Annotated in this window: 13 protein-coding genes; 7 read left to right on the forward strand and 6 right to left on the reverse strand. The window is 67.6% G+C overall.

The features are described from left to right. Positions 1-33: 33 nt before the first annotated feature. From LE197_RS06760 to LE197_RS06770, 3 genes are all read left to right on the forward strand, one after another. On the forward strand, positions 34-927 hold the full coding sequence (locus LE197_RS06760) for a helix-turn-helix domain-containing protein (protein ID WP_003119473.1): 894 nt from the start codon (positions 34-36) through the stop codon (positions 925-927). Positions 928-1040: 113 nt separating this feature from the next. After that, positions 1041-2144, forward strand: a complete 1104-nt coding sequence (locus LE197_RS06765) for a DUF1615 domain-containing protein (RefSeq protein ID WP_003119474.1) — start codon at positions 1041-1043, stop codon at positions 2142-2144. A gap of 80 nt (positions 2145-2224) precedes the next feature. Continuing rightward, positions 2225-2551 (forward strand): thioredoxin family protein, encoded by a 327-nt coding sequence (locus tag LE197_RS06770; protein WP_003101499.1) that lies wholly within the window; start codon positions 2225-2227, stop codon positions 2549-2551. Positions 2552-2578: 27 nt separating this feature from the next. Here the strand turns inward: LE197_RS06770 and LE197_RS06775 are convergent, their stop codons facing one another. Beyond that, a complete protein-coding gene (locus tag LE197_RS06775; RefSeq protein ID WP_003090555.1) occupies positions 2579-3079 on the reverse strand; it encodes an acyl-CoA thioesterase in 501 nt (166 codons plus the stop codon). A gap of 170 nt (positions 3080-3249) precedes the next feature. Further along, on the reverse strand, positions 3250-3774 hold the full coding sequence (locus LE197_RS06780) for an RrF2 family transcriptional regulator (RefSeq protein WP_003090553.1): 525 nt from the start codon (positions 3772-3774) through the stop codon (positions 3250-3252). A gap of 268 nt (positions 3775-4042) precedes the next feature. Here LE197_RS06780 and LE197_RS06785 point away from each other — a divergent pair, with 268 nt between their 5' ends. Beyond that, positions 4043-5248, forward strand: coding sequence for an NAD(P)/FAD-dependent oxidoreductase (locus LE197_RS06785; protein WP_023089234.1), 1206 nt, complete (start codon positions 4043-4045; stop codon positions 5246-5248). Between the two features lie 158 nt (positions 5249-5406). Here LE197_RS06785 and pfeE read toward each other — a convergent pair whose 3' ends face one another. The 4 genes from pfeE to LE197_RS06805 all read right to left on the reverse strand — a co-directional run bounded on the left by pfeE (position 5407) and on the right by LE197_RS06805 (position 10736). Next, positions 5407-6321: a ferric enterobactin esterase PfeE gene (gene pfeE / locus LE197_RS06790; protein ID WP_003090549.1), complete on the reverse strand. Its 915-nt coding sequence runs from the start codon at positions 6319-6321 to the stop codon at positions 5407-5409. Between the two features lie 19 nt (positions 6322-6340). Continuing rightward, complete coding sequence (pfeA, locus tag LE197_RS06795) at positions 6341-8581, reverse strand: siderophore enterobactin receptor PfeA (protein WP_003090548.1); 2241 nt, start codon at positions 8579-8581, stop codon at positions 6341-6343. A 98-nt stretch (positions 8582-8679) separates the two neighbouring features. Next, complete coding sequence (pfeS, locus tag LE197_RS06800; protein WP_023089233.1) at positions 8680-10020, reverse strand: two-component system sensor histidine kinase PfeS; 1341 nt, start codon at positions 10018-10020, stop codon at positions 8680-8682. Continuing rightward, entirely contained in the window at positions 10020-10736 is a 717-nt protein-coding gene (locus LE197_RS06805) for a response regulator transcription factor (RefSeq protein ID WP_003101494.1), read from the reverse strand. Before LE197_RS06805 ends, pfeS begins: the two co-directional genes overlap by 1 nt. Before the next feature lie 265 nt (positions 10737-11001). Between LE197_RS06805 and tssI the strand changes: the two genes are divergently transcribed. From tssI to LE197_RS06820, 3 genes are read left to right on the forward strand one after another with little or no spacing between them, the layout of a single operon-like run. After that, complete coding sequence (tssI, locus tag LE197_RS06810; RefSeq protein ID WP_003158481.1) at positions 11002-13071, forward strand: type VI secretion system tip protein TssI/VgrG; 2070 nt, start codon at positions 11002-11004, stop codon at positions 13069-13071. A 49-nt stretch (positions 13072-13120) separates the two neighbouring features. Then, positions 13121-17074, forward strand: coding sequence for a type VI secretion system effector Tse5 (gene tse5, locus LE197_RS06815; protein WP_047689237.1), 3954 nt, complete (start codon positions 13121-13123; stop codon positions 17072-17074). Further along, the gene (locus LE197_RS06820) at positions 17071-17262 is read left to right on the forward strand and encodes a hypothetical protein (protein ID WP_003090543.1); all 192 of its coding nucleotides are present in this window, start codon (positions 17071-17073) and stop codon (positions 17260-17262) included. The genes tse5 and LE197_RS06820 overlap by 4 nt, the downstream gene beginning before the upstream one ends.

Raw genomic sequence — 17262 nt, forward strand, 5'->3', positions numbered from 1 at the left:
GAGATCATCAGGCGCATGGAATCAGGGGGAGTCATGACTGTTGCCATAGACAGAACAAAGGGCGACCAATCCACGCCAGGGAACATCATAAGGGGAGAAGGGTACGCCTTGATTCGCAATAGTGAGGCGACTCCCGATCCGGACAAGGTGATCCATATTCCTTGTGCCGATTCGTTTTCCGTCATCGTGCAGTTGCGCGATTTCAATTCCCATCGTCTCTGGAATGGAAACAAACTGGTTTTCGATGGCGGACATCCACGGAAAAGTATCTCCATCGCCTATCTTGGTGATGAAATAAAGTGCCAGCACCGGACAACTTACGACAATGTCCGCTTCATGTTGCCGCGCGCTTCGATAAAGGAGTTTCTCTACGAAGAAGGGCAACGCGCGTCCGCCGAGCCGGAGCGGATCATCGGTGTCGACGATCCGGTGGTCTATCACCTGGCGCTGGCGCTGCTGCCCAGCTTCGCCAGGGCGGGCGAGCGCAACGAACTGTTCATCGAGCAGGTCATGCTGGCGCTGTTGACCCACGTTCAGGATCGCTTCGCTTCGACCCAGGTCCCGGTCTGCACCGGCAAGGGCCTGGCGCCCTGGCAATTGCGCAGGGCCAAGGAGCTGATCGCCGGGCATCTGGCCGAGGGCGTATCGGTGGCGCGCCTGGCCGAGGAGTGCGGGCTCTCGCGCAGCTATTTCACCAAGGCCTTCAAGTGCAGCACCGGTGTTTCGCCCCACGAATGGCTGATGCGCATGCGCGTCGACCGGGCCAAGGAGCTGATGCTGGGCAGCGACGAACCGCTTTCGCAGATCGGCGTCGCCTGCGGCTTTTCCGACCAGCCGCATTTCTCGCGGATCTTTCTCCGGCTGGCCGGCGCCTCGCCCTCGACCTGGCGTCGGGTCAAGCGGCAGCGCACCGACGCAGCGCTCTGAACCGCGACCGTGCGTGACGGACGGTACGGAAGCCGCCGGATGCTCGGCTAGAATGCCCTGGCTTCGGCGGTCGCCACCGGCCGCCCACTTCGCAACGGAACAGGGAATCGCAGATGAAAGCAGTACGCCAGGGTCGCGGCGTAACGGGGTTGCTCATGCTCCTGGCGCTGGCCGGGTGCAGTTCGCGGTCGGCGGAGCCGCCGCCGCCCAACCCCGACGAAGTACGGGCGAAGATCGTCCGCCTGATGCCGGCCACGGTGCGCGATCGCCAAGGGTGGGCCAGCGATATCTACGCGGCCTTTTCCGCCCAGCAGATCTACCCCAGCGACGAGAATCTCTGTGCGGTGCTGGCGGTGACCGAGCAGGAGTCCACCTACCAGGTCGACCCGCCGGTGGCCGGCCTGGGCAGGATCGCCACCCGCGAGGTCGAGCGTCGTGCCGGCAAGCTGCACGTGCCGGCGTTCCTGGTCAGCTCGGCGCTGAATATCAAGTCGCCCGATGGCCGCACCTACAGCCAGCGCCTGGCCGCGGCGCGCACGGAGAAGGAACTGAGCGAGACATTCGACGATTTCATCGCCATCGTGCCCATGGGCGGCAAGCTGTTCGGCGGCTTCAACCCGGTACACACCGGCGGGCCGATGCAGGTCAGCATCGCTTTCGCCGAGCAGCACGCGGACGGCTATCCCTATCCGCTGGACGGCAGCATCCGCCGCGAGGTGTTCAGCCGGCGCGGCGGCATGTATTTCGGCATCGCCCACCTGCTTGGCTATCCGGCGGACTACCCGGCGCCGCTGTACCGCTTCGCCGACTTCAACGCCGGCTGGTATGCCAGTCGCAACGCCGCGTTCCAGAGCGCGGTGAGTCGCGTCTCGGGGATTCCGCTGGCGCTGGATGGCGATCTGATCCGCTACGGCACGCGCACGCCGGGCTCCACCGAACTGGCCGTGCGCAGCCTCGGCAAGCGCCTGGACATGAGCGACGCGGCGATCCGCCGGGCGCTGGAGCAGGGCGACAGCCCGGAGTTCGCCGACAGCGCGCTGTACCGCAAGGTCTTCGCCCTGGCCGAAAGCGCCACCGGCAAGACGCTGCCCCGCGCCGTGCTACCGGGGATCGCCCTGGAGAGCCCGAAGATCACCCGCAAGCTGACCACCGCCTGGTTCGCCAAGCGCGTCGACGAACGCTACCAGCGTTGCATGGCGCGCGTGCGGAAACGCTGAGTCCATCGTCGCGCGGGTCGAACCTGGCGCCGCCGCGGGAGTCTGCCGTCCTGTCAGCCAAGCTCATGGAGAAGCAGCGTATGAAGACCCGATACAGCGCCGAGGCACCGGCGCGCGACGAACTGGACCGGCTCGCCGGTCCGACGCTGGTGGAGTTCGGTACCGACTGGTGCGGCCATTGCCAGGCCGCCCAGCCGCTGCTGGCGGAAGTATTCAGCGACTATCCGGAGGTCGGCCACCTGAAGGTCGAGGACGGTCCCGGGCGCCGCCTGGGGCGCTCGTTCCAGGTCAAGCTGTGGCCGACCTTCGTCTTTCTTCGCGACGGCCGGGAGGTGGCGCGGGTGGTCCGCCCCGGCAGCGCCAGCGTGCTGGAAGAGGCGTTCGAGAGCCTGGTCGGCGAGGGCTGAGGACCCGGCCTGCGGGCCGGGCGGTGTTCAGGCCGGCATCGCGTGATCCACCTGTTCGCGGATCTCCTGGTAGCGCAGTTCCATCAGCTTGCGCTGCTCGCGCCGGGCCAGGGCCTGGGCGTAGCGGCGTTTCTCGATCGCGGTCTCCGGTTCCAGCGGACGCACCGCCACCGGCCGGCGCTGGTCGTCCATCGCCACCATGGTGAAGAAGCAACTGTTGGTGTGGCGCACGGTGCGCTCGTGGATGTTCTCGGTCATCACCTTCACCCCGACCTCCATCGAAGTGCGCCCGGTGTAGTTCACCGAGGCGAGGAAGGTCACCAGTTCGCCGACATGGATCGGCTCGCGGAAGATCACCTGATCCACCGACAGGGTCACCACGTAGCGTCCGGCGTAGCGCTTGGCGCAGGCAAAGGCCACTTCGTCGAGGAGCTTGAGCAGCGCGCCGCCGTGGACGTTGCCGGAGAAGTTCGCCTTGTCGGGGGTCATGAGCACGCTCATGGTCAGTTGGTAGCTGCCAGGTTCCATCGTTCACCTATCACGCAAGTTGGTCACGGGCCATTGCAGTGGGCCGGCGGCCGCTCTGCGGCGGCCTCTGGCGATAGGGTAGGGAGAAACGCCGGCGCGATTAGCACCGCAGTCGACAATGGTGTTTTCCGCGAAACGGGCTTGCGGCGCCGCTCCGTATGCGCCAAGGGCTAGTCGCGGGAGCCGCCGCGTCCTTCCCGGCTGGCATCCATCCAGCGCAGCACTTCTTCGCCGAACTCCGGTGGCGCGATACGCCCCACCCGGCGTACCAGGTCGAGGATGGTCTGCTGGGCCAGCGCTTCTTCCATGCGCTTCTGCGCGGTGAGCATCACCGCGTGGATCGAGCAGGTGTTGCGGGTCGCCCAGGAAGGCGGGTTGCCTTCGAAGATCGCGCAGCGCTCGCGGACCTCGCGGCATTCGAAGATCGATTTGTCGCCGTCGATGGCGCGGACCACGTCGAGCACGCTGATTTCGTTGGCCGGCCGTGCCAGGCGGAAGCCACCGCGCACGCCTTCGGTGGCAGCCACCAGGCCGGCCTTGGCCAGGCGGGTGAAGACCTTGGCCAGCAGTTCCGGCGGCACGCCCTGCAACTCGGCGAGGGTGCGTACGCTGGACTCGCGGCTGTCGCCTTTCTCGTCGGCGAGGAACAACAGGCAGTGGATGCCGTATTCGACGCCGGCGCTATAGAGAGCCATCACTAACTCCGACAGAAATATTCGCAATATTCTGCGCGGTTTTCAGGTCGCTCACAAGGACAGGTCGTTCGCTGTCTTCCGCCTCGAAGCGCTCTATCTCCGATCCTTTTCGTATGTTTTCGACGTCTTTTCCTCTCTTTCACGGCGAGGGGCGATTGCCTCTCGGAACGCTTTTCGGGGATTGATCTTCGTAACTACGACAAATATAGTCGTAGTTACGGAGAGGCTTTTCTCCGGATATCCCGTCCTTTCCCTCCAGGAGCCCCCAATGAAACAACGTATCCTGATCGTCGGTGCCGGATTCGCCGGCATGTGGAGCGCGCTGAGCGCAGTGCGCCAGCTCGACCGCCAGGGCCGCGACGACGTCGAGGTCGCGGTGCTCGCGCCGCAGCCCGAGCTGCGCATCCGCCCGCGTTTCTACGAGCCTGACGTGCAGCGCATGGCGGCGCCGCTGGGCGAATTGTTCGCCGCGGTCGGCGTGCGTTTCGTGCAGGGCAGCGCGCAGCGCATCGACGTGGCCGGCAAGCGGGTGGAGTACCGCGATGCCGAGGGCACGCCGGCGCAGCTGGACTACGACCGCCTGGTACTGGCGGCCGGCAGCGGCGTGTGGCGTCCGGCGAGTGTCGCCGGCATCGACGCGGCCTTCGATGTCGACCAGTTGGAAGACGCCCTGCGCCTGGAGGCACACCTGCATGCCCTGCGCGACTTGCCGGATTCGCCGGCACGCAACACCGTGGTGGTCGCCGGCGGCGGCTTCACCGGCATCGAGACCGCCACCGAGATGCCGGCGCGCCTGCGGGCGATCCTCGGCGAGAAAGCGGCGCTGCGAGTGATCGTGGTCGACCGCGGCGCCGCCATCGGCGCATCGATGGGCGCGGACCTGAGCGGCTTGATCGCCGAGGCCTCGGCGGAACTGGGCGTGGAGTGGTGCCTGGGGCGTTCGGTGGCGGCGGTGGATGCCGAGGGCGTGACGCTCGACGACGGCCAGCGGATCGAGGCGAAGACCGTGGTCTGGACCGTGGGCGTGCGGGCCAGCACCCTGACCGGGCAGATTCCGGGCGAGCGCGATGCCCAGGGTCGCCTGCATGTCGACCGCAACCTCAAGGTGCTCGGTCTCGACGATGTCTACGCCACCGGCGACGTGGCCCGCGCGGCTACCGACGAGCTCGGCAACCATGCCCTGATGACCTGCCAGCACGCCATCGCCCTGGGTCGCTCGGCCGGCAATAACGTGGCCGCCGACCTGCTCGGCGTCGAGCCGATTCCCTACAGCCAGGTGAAATACGTGACCTGTCTCGATCTCGGCGGCTGGGGCGCGGTGTTCACCGAGGGCTGGGACCGCCAGGTACGGTTCGTGCGCGAGGAGGGCAAGAAGATCAAGACCGAGATCAATGGCGTGTGGATCTACCCGCCGGCGGCGGACCGCGCCGTGGCGCTGGCGGCGGCCGACCCGCTGATTCCGGTGGTAGCGTAGGGCGATTTTCCCTCACCCCAACCCTCTCCCGCAGGCGGGAGAGGATGCCGTGCAGCGTAGAGGGATGCAGCGGCGCGCGGATGCCTGGCTTCCGGTAGGGCGAATAACCGCGAAGCGGTTATCCGCCGTTGCCTCGGTTCTCTTGGGAGCGTGCGTCTTCAGCGCTGGCGTTCCACCGCCGGACGGGCGAGCAGAAGGCGCAACGAGGCCCCCAGCGTTTCGCCATGACCCAGGCCGTCGAGCGGCTGGAAGTCCAGCGTGAGCCCGGCAACCCGGCGCAGGTCATCTACCAGCCGCGCCATCGCCTGGCCCGGCTCGGCTTTCAGCGAGCCGCGCGGGCTGGCCGGTTCGGCGCTGCCGCGCCAGAGCAGGAGTTCCGCGCGCTTTCCGCGCAGGCGCTGTTCGAGCCCCGCTCGTTCGCCGAGGATCGCCCCGTCGCGCCACCACAGCGACGGGCTGGCCGCGGCGTAGCGGGCGAACTCGCCGGGACGGGTGAACAGTGCGTGGAGCACCAGCAAGCCGCCGTAGGAGTGTCCCCAGAGGGTTTGTCGCGCAGTGTCCAGGGGCGCCTGCGCCGCCACGGCCGGGCGCATGCCGTCGCGCAGCAGGTCGAGGAAGGCGTCGGCGCCACCGCTGGGCAGGCCGTTGAGCGGGTCGCGCTGATCGGCCTGGCCGGGACTCGCGGGGGTGTAGTCGAAGGTACGCCCGGCGCGGTCGATGCGCAGCGGCGTGCGGTAGCCGATGGCGACCAGCAGCGGTGCGTCGCCGTCGGCCAGGCGTCTCAGGGTTGACTCGTCGAGGGCGCCGACGGCGGCGTTGCCGTCGAGCATCCAGACCACCGGGTAGCCGGCGGCGGGCGGTGCCTGCAGCGGTCGGCCGAGCCACAGCCGGTAATGCCGCTGGCCATCGACGGAATCCAGGTCCACGGCGCTGAAGCGATAGGGCAGGTCCTGGCGTTGCAGCAGGCTGCGGTCCATGGTCGCCTCGGGGTCCGGTTGCGCCAGCGGCGCGCCGCCGGGCAGGGCCGCCGCCAGGGCGAGGCCCAGGGCGGCGACGAGCAGGGAGGTTCTCATCAGGCTTTCTCGTTATGGCTCAGAACGACGCGGTCAGGCTGGTATAGAAGGTCCGTCCGGGCTCGTTGTAGGTCGCCGCGCCGGCCCCGTCGATGCCGACCACGCCCTGGGCATTGCCGGCGCGGAACAGGCGCTTGTCGAACAGGTTGTCGACGCCGGCGCCGAGGCTCAGGTTCTTGCTCAACCGATAGGTGCCGCCAAGGCCGGCGATGGCGTAGGGCGAGAGCTGGTCGTTGGCGCTGCCGGTGACACGGTCGCCGTGATAGTCGTATTTCTTCGGCTTCTGCTTGCCGTACCAGGTGACCGTGGCTTGCAGCGAGAGGTCGTCGGTGGCCTGCCAGTCGAGCATCGAGTTGAGGGTGTAGCGCGGCGTCACCGAGAGCACGTCGCCGGTTTCCTTGTTCTTCGATTGCAGCATGTAGGTGAAGTTGTTGCTCCACTTCAGGCCGTCGGCCAGGGGCAGGGTCAGGGTACCTTCGAGGCCCTCGACCACCGCCTTGGGCACGTTCTCCCACTGGTAGATCGCCGCGTTGGCGTAGTCGCCCTTGCCGCCGCTGGCGTGGTCGACCGGTGACAGGCCGGATTCGATCTTGTTCTTGTAGTCGTTGCGGAAGTAGGTCAGCCCCGCTACCAGGCCGTCGTGGCTGTACTCGATGCCCAGTTCCTTGTTCACGCTGGTCTCGGCCTTGAGGCCGTCGTTGCCGCGCAGGTAGCAACTGGTGCTTTGCCCGTAGCAACCCTGGCCACGGCTGTAGAGCAGGTAGTCGGGGTTCAGCTGGTACAGGTTGGGGGCCTTGTAGGCGCGGGCGATACCGGCCTTCAGGGTGACCCGCTCGGTGAGCGCGTGGGACAGGTTCAGCGATGGGCTCCAGTTGTCGCCGACGATGTCGTGGTGGTCCCAGCGCAGGCCTGGGGTGAGCATGGTGCCGGGCATCAGCTCGATGTTGTCCTCGGCGAACAGCGAGAAAATCCGCGCCGAGGAACTGCTGCTGCGGTTCTTTCCGGCGAGACCGGGGATCGAGCCGCCTTCTTCGGTGTTCTGGGTGTTGGAGCTGGGGTCGTCGAGCTTCTGCTCGGTCCACTCGCTGCCGAGGGTCAGGGTCTGCTCGTAGCCCAGGTGCAGCGGCAGGTTGACCTCGCCGTGGGCGGTCAGGTCGCGCAGGGTGGCGGTGTAGAAGCCGGCGTTGTTGGGGTCGAAGATGCCTTCGGTGCCGCCGGCCAGGCCTTCGTTGATCCGGCTGTTGCGGGTCTTCTCGTACTGCAGGTAGGCCAGCGAGCTGCCGAAGTCCCATTCGCCGCGATGGGTGACCGAGTAGGTCTCGCGGTACATGCGGTTGGTCTCGTGGCCGAGCATCTGCTTCACGTAGTTGTTGCTGTTGGTGTTCTGCGTGTCGCCGGTGTAGATGTTGCCCTGGCGGCTGAAGCCGGCCTCGAACTCGAGGGTCTGCTCGGGCGTCAGGCGCCAGCTGAGCAGCCCGTCGATGTCCTTGTTGCGCACGCCTTCGCGACCGGCGGGGAGGGTGCCGGCCTGCTTGCCGGTGCGGTTGGATTCGTGGCCGGCGTTGATGTCCCAGTCGTCCGAGTCGGTCTTGGCGATGTTGCCGTAGACGCGGTAGCTGAGGTTTTCCGTGAGCGGCCCGTTGAGACCGAAGCTCATCCGTTCGCTGGCGCCTTCGGCCTTGTGTTGCGGGAAATTGCTGTAGACGCTGAGATTACCGTGGGTTTCCGCGCCGGCCTGCTTGGTGATGATGTTCACCACGCCGCCCGCCGCGCCGTTGCCGTAGCGCGCCGCCGCCGGGCCGCGGATCACTTCGATGCGCTCGACCTGGTCGGCCGGCACCCAGTTGGTATCGCCGCGGCTGTCGCGCTCGCCGCGCCAGCCGTAGCGCACCGAGTTGCGCGAGCTGACCGGCTTGCCGTCGACCAGGATCAGGGTGTTCTCCGGGCCCATGCCGCGGATGTCGATCTGCCGGTTGTTGCCACGCTGGCCGCTGGAGCTGTTGCCGGTCAGGTTGACCCCCGGCATGGTCCGGATGATCTGCGACAGGTCGTTGCTCGGCGGTCGCTTGGCGATGTCCTCGGCGGTGATGATGGAAACCCCCGGCGCCTGCTTGGTTTCCTCCTGGGCGGTGGCGACCACGGTCTGCTCGCCCAGCTCGATGACGGAGCCGTCGCCCTGGCCGGCGGCGTGTACGGCGTTGGCGAGCAGGCAACTGGACAGCAGCAGGAAGGGAACGGCGGGAAGGGCGCGTGAGGACATCGGTGATCTCCGGGCAATGCAGCGAAATGCAAGAGATCACGAATGATATTGATTGTTATTTGAGAGTAAAGCGCATTAACTTTCTAAACACTTCGCCCTCAGGCGGCCGCCGGCAGCCACAGGTGCAGGCACAATCCGGGCTTGCCGTTGCTGGCCCAGAGCCGGCCGCCCTGTAGCTCGATGGCGCGCCGGGCGATCGCCAGGCCGAGGCCGAAACCTTCGCCGGCGCTATCGTCCAGGCGCTGGTAGGGGAGGAAGATGCGTTCCAACTGGTCTTCCGCCACGCCAGGGCCCTGGTCCTGCAGGCGCAGGTGCCAGAAGTCGCCCTCGCGCTCGCCGTCGAGGCTGACCGTGCCGTCCTCGGGCGAGTGACGGATGGCGTTGCGCAGGAGGTTTTCCATGGCCTGGGCCAGGCTGTCCAGGTGTACCTCGACGCGACAGTCGACGCCCAAGCGGCAGGGTAGCCGCGCCGGGTCCCAGCCGCTTTCGAAACAGGCGTCATCGCGCAGCGCTTCCCACACCGACAGCGCCAGCACCGGCTCGGTGGGCAGTTGCGGGCGCTCGGTGTCCATCCAGGCGAGGTCGAGGGTGTCTTCCAGCAGTCGTTGCATGTCGCCGATTTCGCGATCCAGGCGCTGGCGCAACTGTTCCGGCGGTAGCTCACTGTCGTGGGCGATGCGCAGGCGCGCCAGCGGCGTGCGCAGTTCGTGGGACAGGGTGCGCAGCAGCAGGCGCTGCTGGGCGAGACTCAGGCGCAGGCGCTCGGCCATGTGCTCCAGGGCCTGGGCCAGCTCGCCCAGTTCGTCGCGGCGGGCCGCCAGCGGTGCGGCGAGGGGAGTGCTTTCCAGTTCGTCGGCGCGCAGGGCGTCGGCGCGATCGCGCAAGCGGTTCAGCGGCACCACCAGGTGGCGATAGAGCAGCAGGCCGAGCAGGGCGGCCAGCAGGGTCGGGACTATGCCGTGGGTGACCAGGTGGGTCCGGGGGGTCAGCCCGCCGGGCAGCAGGCGCTCCGGTAACTGGATTACCAGCCGGCCCTGCTCGGGATGTCCGGGGAACTCGATGCTGACGTACGGCAGTTCGTCCTGCAGGCGCCGGCTCATCGGCCAGTCGAGCTTGCGCATGAAGGTCAGGTGGCTCGACTCCTCGGCGCTTAGCGGCGTGCTGCCGAGGCTTTCCAGGTGCGGTCCGACCAGCGCCACCCAGGTATCTTCCTTCGCCGACAGTTCCTTGCGGAAGCGTTCGGCGCCCGCGGCACCCTCGCTGTGCCAGGCATCCTCCGCCTGCCGCGCGTAGTCCGCCAGGTAGCTGCGGTCGGCCGGGGCGAGGAAGTAGGTGCTGCGCTCCACCGACAGGCCCCAGGTGTAGATCAGCCAGGTCAGCAGCAGGCAGAAGCCGACCTGCAGCAGCGCCAGTTTCCATAACAGCGGGTGCCTGCGCATTAGGGGTGTTCCGTCTCCACCAGTAGGTAGCCCTGGCCGCGTACCGCCTGGATCTGCAGGTGACGGACGGCGACCGCGGCGAGTTTGCGCCGCAGGTTGCAGACGTGCACGTCGAGACCGCGGTCGAGGCGCGTGTAGCTGCGGTGCAGCACGCTCCGGTAGAGGAACGGCTTGCTCAGCGCCTCGCCAGCGTGTTCGCGGAGCGTCGCCAGGAGGCGGTACTCGGATGGCGTCAGCCCCGCCGGAAGGCCCTGGTGGAGCACATCCTGGGCCTGGTCGTCGAACACCAGCCGGGTATCCCGCCGCTGCGCCGACGGCAGGCGGTCCAGTCGTACGCGGCGCAGCAGGGCGTCGGTGCGGGCATCCAGCTCGGCCAGGCTGAACGGCTTCGGCAGGTAGTCGTCGGCGCCGCGGGTGAAGCCGCTGATGCGATCCTGTTCGGCGCCCAGGGCCGACATCAGCATCACCGGCGTGGCCTGCTCGCGGCGCAGCGACTCCAGCAGGGCCAGGCCGTCGAGGCCGGGTAGCATGATGTCCAGCAACACCAGGTCGAACGCTTCGCGCCCGGCGGCTTCCAGTCCGTGCGAGCCATCGCCGCAGACGGTTACGCGGAAGCCGCGCCGGCGGAAATGCGCGTCGAGATCCTCGCGTAGGCGCGGGTCGTCTTCGACCAGCAGCAGGCGGGGAGATGGGATTGAGATATGAGAATGATTCACGTTCGTGAATATCTCATTTTTGCCGGGTATCGGGCAATGGGCCAATGCGCCGCAGCGTGCTCGGAGCGGAAATACTTTTCGACAAAGCCGTCGTTGCTTCGGCTTTGGTTCTGGCTTAGGGTCGGCGGGTCCGCAGGAGGCGGGCAGGAGTGTCGTGGCTATTGGCCAGCCTTTCGCGACGGCACTGGGTTGTACGATCATCTGGCGCGCTGCTGGCGCGTTGTTCGGGCCGCCCGCTGCAGGTGACTATCAAGGAAGATTCCCCATGCTGTTCTCCCAACACACCCGCCTGGTACACGTGGACTCCCCGCTGGGACCCGAGGTCCTGCAACTGCAACGGCTGGAGGGTCGCGAAGAGCTGGGCCGGCTGTTCAGCCACGAGCTCGAACTGGTCTCGAGCAATCCCGCCTTGCCTCTGGATGCCCTGTTGGGCAAGCCGATGAGCCTCGCGCTGGAACTTCCCGGCGGCAGCCGGCGGTATTTCCACGGCATCGTCGCGCGCTGTAGCCAGGGCGCCGGCGCCGGCCAGTTCGCCAGCTACCAGGTCACCCTGCGGCCCTGGCTGTGGCTGCTGACGCGCACCTCCGACTGCCGCATCTTCCAGAACCAGAAGGTCCCGGACATCATCAAGCAGGTGTTCCGCGACCTTGGCTTCTCCGACTTCGAGGACGCCCTGAGCCGCTCCTACCGCGAGTGGGAATACTGTGTGCAATACCGCGAGACCAGCTTCGATTTCGTCAGCCGGCTGATGGAGCAGGAAGGCATCTACTACTGGTTCCGCCACGAAAAGAAGCGCCACATCCTGGTGCTCTCCGATGCCTACGGCGCGCACCACAGCCCGGCCGGCTACACCAGCGTGCCCTATTACCCGCCGAGCCTTGGCCACCGCGAGCGCGACCACTTCTTCGACTGGCACATGGCGCGCGAGGTCCAGCCCGGCTCGCTGAGCCTCAACGACTACGACTTCCAGCGTCCCGGCACCCGCCTGGAAGTGCGCTCCAATGTCGGGCGCGCCCATGCCGCGGCCGACTACCCGCTCTACGACTACCCTGGCGAGTATGTGCAGAGCCAGGACGGCGAACACTATGCACGGACCCGCATCGAGGCGATCCAGACCCAGTACGAGCGAGTTCGCCTGCGGGGATGCGCCAGGGGTATCGGGGCGGGCCATCTGTTCCACCTGAGCAACTACCCGCGCCTGGACCAGAACCGCGAATACCTGGTGGTTGGCGCCGAGTACCGGGTAGTCCAGGAACTCTACGAGACCGGTAATGGCGGGGGCGGCGCGCAGTTCGAGAGCGAGCTGGACTGTATCGACGCCGGCCAGGCTTTCCGCCCCTTGCCGTCGACCCCGGTGCCGGTGGTGCGCGGCCCGCAGACCGCGGTGGTGGTCGGGCCCAAGGGCGAGGAGATCTGGACCGACCAGTATGGCCGGGTCAAGGTGCATTTCCACTGGGACCGCCACGACCAGTCCAACGAGAACAGCTCCTGCTGGATGCGCGTCTCGCAGGCCTGGGCCGGGAAGAACTGGGGCTCGATCCAGATCCCGCGGATCGGCCAGGAAGTGATCGTCAGCTTCCTCGAAGGAGACCCGGACCGGCCGATCATCACCGGGCGGGTCTACAACGCCGAGCAGACGGTGCCCTACGAGCTGCCGGCGAACGCTACCCAGAGCGGCACCAAGAGCCGTTCGAGCAAGGGCGGCACGCCGGCCAACTTCAACGAGATCCGCATGGAGGACAAGAAGGGCGCCGAGCAGTTGTTCATCCATGCCGAGAGGAACCAGGACATCGAGGTCGAGAACGACGAGACCCACTGGGTCGGCCACGACCGGACCAAGACCATCGACCACGACGAGACCGTGCATGTGAAGCACGATCGCACCGAGACCGTGGACAACAACGAGACCATCACCGTGCATGCCAACCGCAGCAAGACGGTCGACCGCAACGAGACGGTCAGGATCGGCATGAACAAGACGGAAACCATCCTCATGGCCTCGTTGCAGAACGTCGGCATGGGGCGCATGGAAAACGTCGGGCTCGGCTACAGCCTGAACGTCGGCATGATGATGAACACCGTGGTCGGGCTGAACCAGAGCACCCAGGTGATGAAGAAGAAGACCTTGTCGGTGGGCGATAGCTACGAAGTGAGCGTGGGCGGCAGCGACGATGGCTCTAAGATCACCCTGGACGGTCAGAGCATCACCCTCGGCAGCCAGCGCATCGAGCTGACCGCCGACCGCGAGATCCTCTTGCGCTGCGGCCAGAGCACGATCCGCCTGACGCCGGGGGAGATCGAGATTCTCTCGCCCAATGTCGATATCAACTGTTGAGCGGCGGGCGGATGTCCTGTCGCGGCTTTTCCCAAGGAAGGATGGATAGATGAGCGGCCTACCGGTTTCCCATGTCGGCGAGAAAGTCTCGGGAGGGGTTATCTCCACCGGCTCGCCCACCGTGCACGTCGGCAGCAGCGCGGTCGGCCTGGCCGACCGGGTGTCCGCCTGCGTGCCGTTGGTGGGCAAGCCGGTCAACCCGATGCTCGGCAGCAAGCTGCTGCCGGAAGAGGTCGATTTCGCCCTGGCGGCGCCGGACACCTTCACCTTCGCCCGTGGCTACCTGTCGAGCAACCCCCGTATCGGCCGGCTCGGCCGGGGCTGGTGGCTGCCGGGCGAGAGCATGCACCTGGAACTGAGCGAAGACGCCTGCGTGCTGGTCGACGCCCAGGGCCGCCGGATCGGCTTTCCTGCGCTGGCTCCCGGTGCCCAGCATTATTCCGGCAGCGAGGAGCTGTGGCTGCGCCGCGGCGGTTCGAGCGGCGGCGAAGCGCAGGCCTGGCGCGGGCGCTGGGCGGCGGTGCCGGCCGAACTGCAGACGCAGGAGGGCTCCGTGCTGGTGCTGTCCGGCCACAGCTACCTGCATTTCCAGCGTTGCCCCGACGGTATCTGGCGCCTGCAGGCCAGCTTCGGCCGCGCCGGCTACCGCACCGAGTTCCGCTGGAGCGGACGTGGCCTGCTCACCGGCGTGCGCGACAGCGCCGGGCGCAGCTATGCGCTGGTCTACCAGCAAGCCTGCGAGCCGAGCGAGGGCGACGACGGCCTGCGTCTGTTCGGCGTGATCCTGGCCAGCCACGACGGACCGCCTCCGGACTACATCGATCCGCAGAGCCCGGGGCTCGACTGGCTGGTGCGCTACCAGTTCAGCGACAGCGGCGATCTGATCGCCGTGCGCGACCGTCTTGGCCAGGTGGTCCGGGTATTCGCCTGGCGCGAGCACATGCTGGTCGCCCACGGCGAACCGGGCGGGCTGGAGGTTCGCTACGAGTGGGATGTCCATGCTCCGCACGGGCGGGTCGTGAAGCAGATCGAGGCGGGCGGCCTGACCCGTACCTTCCGCTACCTGCGCGATGCCACCGAGGTCAGCGACAGCCTCGGCCGCGTCGAACGCTACGAGTTCGCCGGCGAGGGCGGGCAGCGGCGCTGGACCGCGCTGGTCAGGGCCGACGGCAGCCGTAGCGAGTTCGACTACGACCTGTTCGGCCGCCTGGTCGCCATGCGCGATCCGCTGGGACGGGAGACGCGGCGCCGGCGCGATGGCCAGGGGCGGATGCTCGAGGAGGAGTCGCCGGGCAAGGCGCGCTATCGCAAGCGCGTCGACGAAGAGACCGGGCTGCTGGTCGAGCTGGAGGACGCGATGCAGCGCCGCTGGACCTTCGAGCGCGACGAACGGGGCAATGCGACGACGGTGCGCGGCCCGGCCGGCAGCACCCGCTACGCCTACGAAGACCCGCGCCTGCCCGACCGGCCGACGCGAATCGTCGACCCGCGCGGCGGCGAGCGGCGCCTGGAGTGGAACCGCTTCGGCCTGTTGGCCGCGTTGACCGATTGTTCCGGCCAGGTCTGGCGTTACGACTACGACAACGAAGGACGTTTGGTCGCCAGCAGCGACCCGCTGGGACAACTGACCCGGCGCCGCTACGACCCGCTGGGGCAACTGATCGGCCTGGAATTGGCCGACGGCAGCGCCCTGAGCTATGAATACGACGCCCTTGGGCGGCAGACCCGTATCGCCGATGCCGAGGGGCACGCCACGCTGTTTTCCTGGGGGCACGGCGATCTGCTGGCGCGGGTTTCCGACGCCGGCGGCGGCGAATTGTCCTACCTGCACGACGAAGCCGGCAGGCTGGTTGCCCTGACCAACGAGAACGGCGTCCAGGCGCAGTTCCGCTACGACCTGCTGGACCGTCTGGTGGAAGAGACCGGCTTCGACGGTCGTCGCCAACGCTATCGCTACAACGCCGCTGACGAACTGATCGCCCGCGAGGATGCCGACGGTCGCGAGACCACCTATACCTACGACCGCGACGGCCGCCTGGCGAGCATCCGGGTTCCCGCCACCGAGCACGCACCGGCCCTGGTCGAGCGTTACCGCTGGTTGGCCGACGGCCGCCTGGCCAGCGCCGGCGGGGCGGATTGCGAGGTGCGCTACACGTACGACGAGGTCGGTAACCTGCGCCTGGAAAGCCAGGTACATGCCGACGGTTGGGTCTACAGCGTCGAGCACAGCCACGACGCGCTAGGCGTGCGCCAGACCAGCCGCTACGGCGACGCGCCGCCGGTCGCCTGGCTGACCTATGGCCCGGGTCATCTGCACGGCGCGCTGGTCGGTGCGGTCGAGCTGGCCTTCGAGCGCGATGCCCTGCACCGTGAGGTGCGTCGCGACGCCCGCCGCGACGGGCAGGATGACGCGTTGTTCACCCAGGAGCGCCAGCACGCGCCGCTGGGACGCCTGCAGCGCAGCCGCCTGCGTCTGGCCGGCGGTTTCGACTGGCAGCGCGGCTATCGCTACGACGGACTTGGACAACTGGTCGGCATCGACGACAACCAGTATCCGTCGGTGCGCTACGAATACGACCTCGGCGGTCGCCTGCTGGCCAGCCGGCGCGCTGGCGCGGCGGCCAGCACCTACCGCTACGATGCCGCCGGCAACCGCCTGGAGGGCGTCGGCGAGTACGCGCGCGAGGACGCTCGCCAGGCATTCGCCGAGAACGAACTGTACCGCTCCGGTTTCAGTCGCTCCGAGACGCGCGCGAGCCAGGCCGGCGAAGGCCCGGCGCGCTGGGCCGGCAACCGCGTGGAGAGGATCGCCGGCAACCGCTATCGCTTCGATGCGCTGGGCAACCTGGTCGAGCGTATCGGCGCCGACGGCGAGCGCCTGCGCCTGGCCTACGACGGCGCGCAGCGCCTGGTCCATCTGACGCGCGATTACGCCGACGGCACGCGGCTGGAGGCGCGCTACCGCTACGACGCGCTGTCGCGACGGATCGCCAAGGTGGTGCTGCGCGACGGTGTCGAGCAGCAGGTGCGCTTCGGCTGGGACGGCGATCGCCAATGCGCCGAAGCCTTTGCGCGGGAACTGCGCACCACCGTTCACGAACCGGGCGGTTTCGTCCCGTTGCTGCGCCTGGAGCAGGCCTGCGAGCCCGATCCCCCGGAGCTGCTGCAACTGCGCCAGGCGTTCGCCGCCGAAGGCCAGCCGCTGCCGGCGCAATGCGTGCCGGCGCTGGGCGAGGCGCGGATCGCTTTCTTCCACACCGATCACCTCGGTACCCCCCTGCAGCTGAGCGACGAACGTGGCCAACTGCGTTGGCAGGGCGTTCCGGACGACTGGCGGGCGGTAGCGCCGGAACGACAGCCGGGTGCGCAGCCGATCCGCTTCCAGGGGCAGTACCACGATGAGGAAAGCGGCTTCTACTACAACCGCTACCGTTACTACCTGCCGGAAGCCGGGCGCTATGCCAGCCAGGACCCGCTCGGCCTGGGCGGTGGCCCCAACCCCTATGCCTACGCGCTGAACGCGCCCACGCTGGCCTACGATCCCACCGGCCTGATCATCCCGCTGGTGGTGATCGGCGCCTTCGCCGCCCGCGCCGCGATCGGAGCGGCGCTGGGCGCCGGCATCGAGCTGGGGATGCAGACCGGCAAGCAGGTGCTGGGGCAGATGAAGGACAACTGGGACAGCGATCGCGACCTCACCGATATCAAGTGGAAGTGCATCGACATCAACTGGAAACACGTCGGCGCCTCGGCGGCCATCGGCACCGTGGCGCCGGGCATGCTCAGCACCGGCAAGACCGTGGTGCAGTCCGCCAAGGCGATCAGGACCCTTTCCGGACAGGCGGCCAACACCGCCAACCGCGCGGCCAAGCTGGCCGCGCGCAAGGCCGCCCATGCCGATACCATCAAGAAGGCCGTGGCCACCCAGGCCGCCTGGCAGACGGGCAAGCAGATCGTCAAATGCCCACTGAAGGACGAAGAAGAGGAGTGCCCGCCGCAATGATCAAGCATTACCTGCTGATGACCCTCGTCTGCATACCGCTGGCGTTGCTCTACGTCTGCCTGGAATGGTTCTTCGGCAACACCTGGGTGACCGTCGGGGTGTTCTTCGGCGTGCTCGTCGTGCTGCGCCTCGGGCTCTACCTCTACCGCCGCTCGAAGGGCATCAGGGACGGCTACCTGGACGAGTGA

Source organism: Pseudomonas sp. PS1(2021) (assembly GCF_020405165.1).
In the GTDB taxonomy this organism is placed as follows: Bacteria; Pseudomonadota; Gammaproteobacteria; order Pseudomonadales; family Pseudomonadaceae; genus Pseudomonas; species Pseudomonas aeruginosa.

Bases quoted from the DNA above. Each gene is read 5' to 3' on its own strand.
- tse5 (WP_047689237.1), top strand. From the start codon at position 13,121: ATGAGCGGCCTACCGGTTTCCCATGTCGGCGAGAAAGTCTCGGGAGGG.
- pfeE (WP_003090549.1), bottom strand. From the start codon at position 6,321: ATGAGAACCTCCCTGCTCGTCGCCGCCCTGGGCCTCGCCCTGGCGGCG.
- pfeA (WP_003090548.1), bottom strand. From the start codon at position 8,581: ATGTCCTCACGCGCCCTTCCCGCCGTTCCCTTCCTGCTGCTGTCCAGT.
- LE197_RS06770 (WP_003101499.1), top strand. From the start codon at position 2,225: ATGAAGACCCGATACAGCGCCGAGGCACCGGCGCGCGACGAACTGGAC.
- LE197_RS06775 (WP_003090555.1), bottom strand. From the start codon at position 3,079: ATGGAACCTGGCAGCTACCAACTGACCATGAGCGTGCTCATGACCCCC.
- LE197_RS06760 (WP_003119473.1), top strand. From the start codon at position 34: ATGACTGTTGCCATAGACAGAACAAAGGGCGACCAATCCACGCCAGGG.
- tssI (WP_003158481.1), top strand. From the start codon at position 11,002: ATGCTGTTCTCCCAACACACCCGCCTGGTACACGTGGACTCCCCGCTG.
- LE197_RS06785 (WP_023089234.1), top strand. From the start codon at position 4,043: ATGAAACAACGTATCCTGATCGTCGGTGCCGGATTCGCCGGCATGTGG.
- LE197_RS06820 (WP_003090543.1), top strand. From the start codon at position 17,071: ATGATCAAGCATTACCTGCTGATGACCCTCGTCTGCATACCGCTGGCG.
- LE197_RS06780 (WP_003090553.1), bottom strand. From the start codon at position 3,774: ATGGCTCTCTATAGCGCCGGCGTCGAATACGGCATCCACTGCCTGTTG.
- LE197_RS06765 (WP_003119474.1), top strand. From the start codon at position 1,041: ATGAAAGCAGTACGCCAGGGTCGCGGCGTAACGGGGTTGCTCATGCTC.
- pfeS (WP_023089233.1), bottom strand. From the start codon at position 10,020: ATGCGCAGGCACCCGCTGTTATGGAAACTGGCGCTGCTGCAGGTCGGC.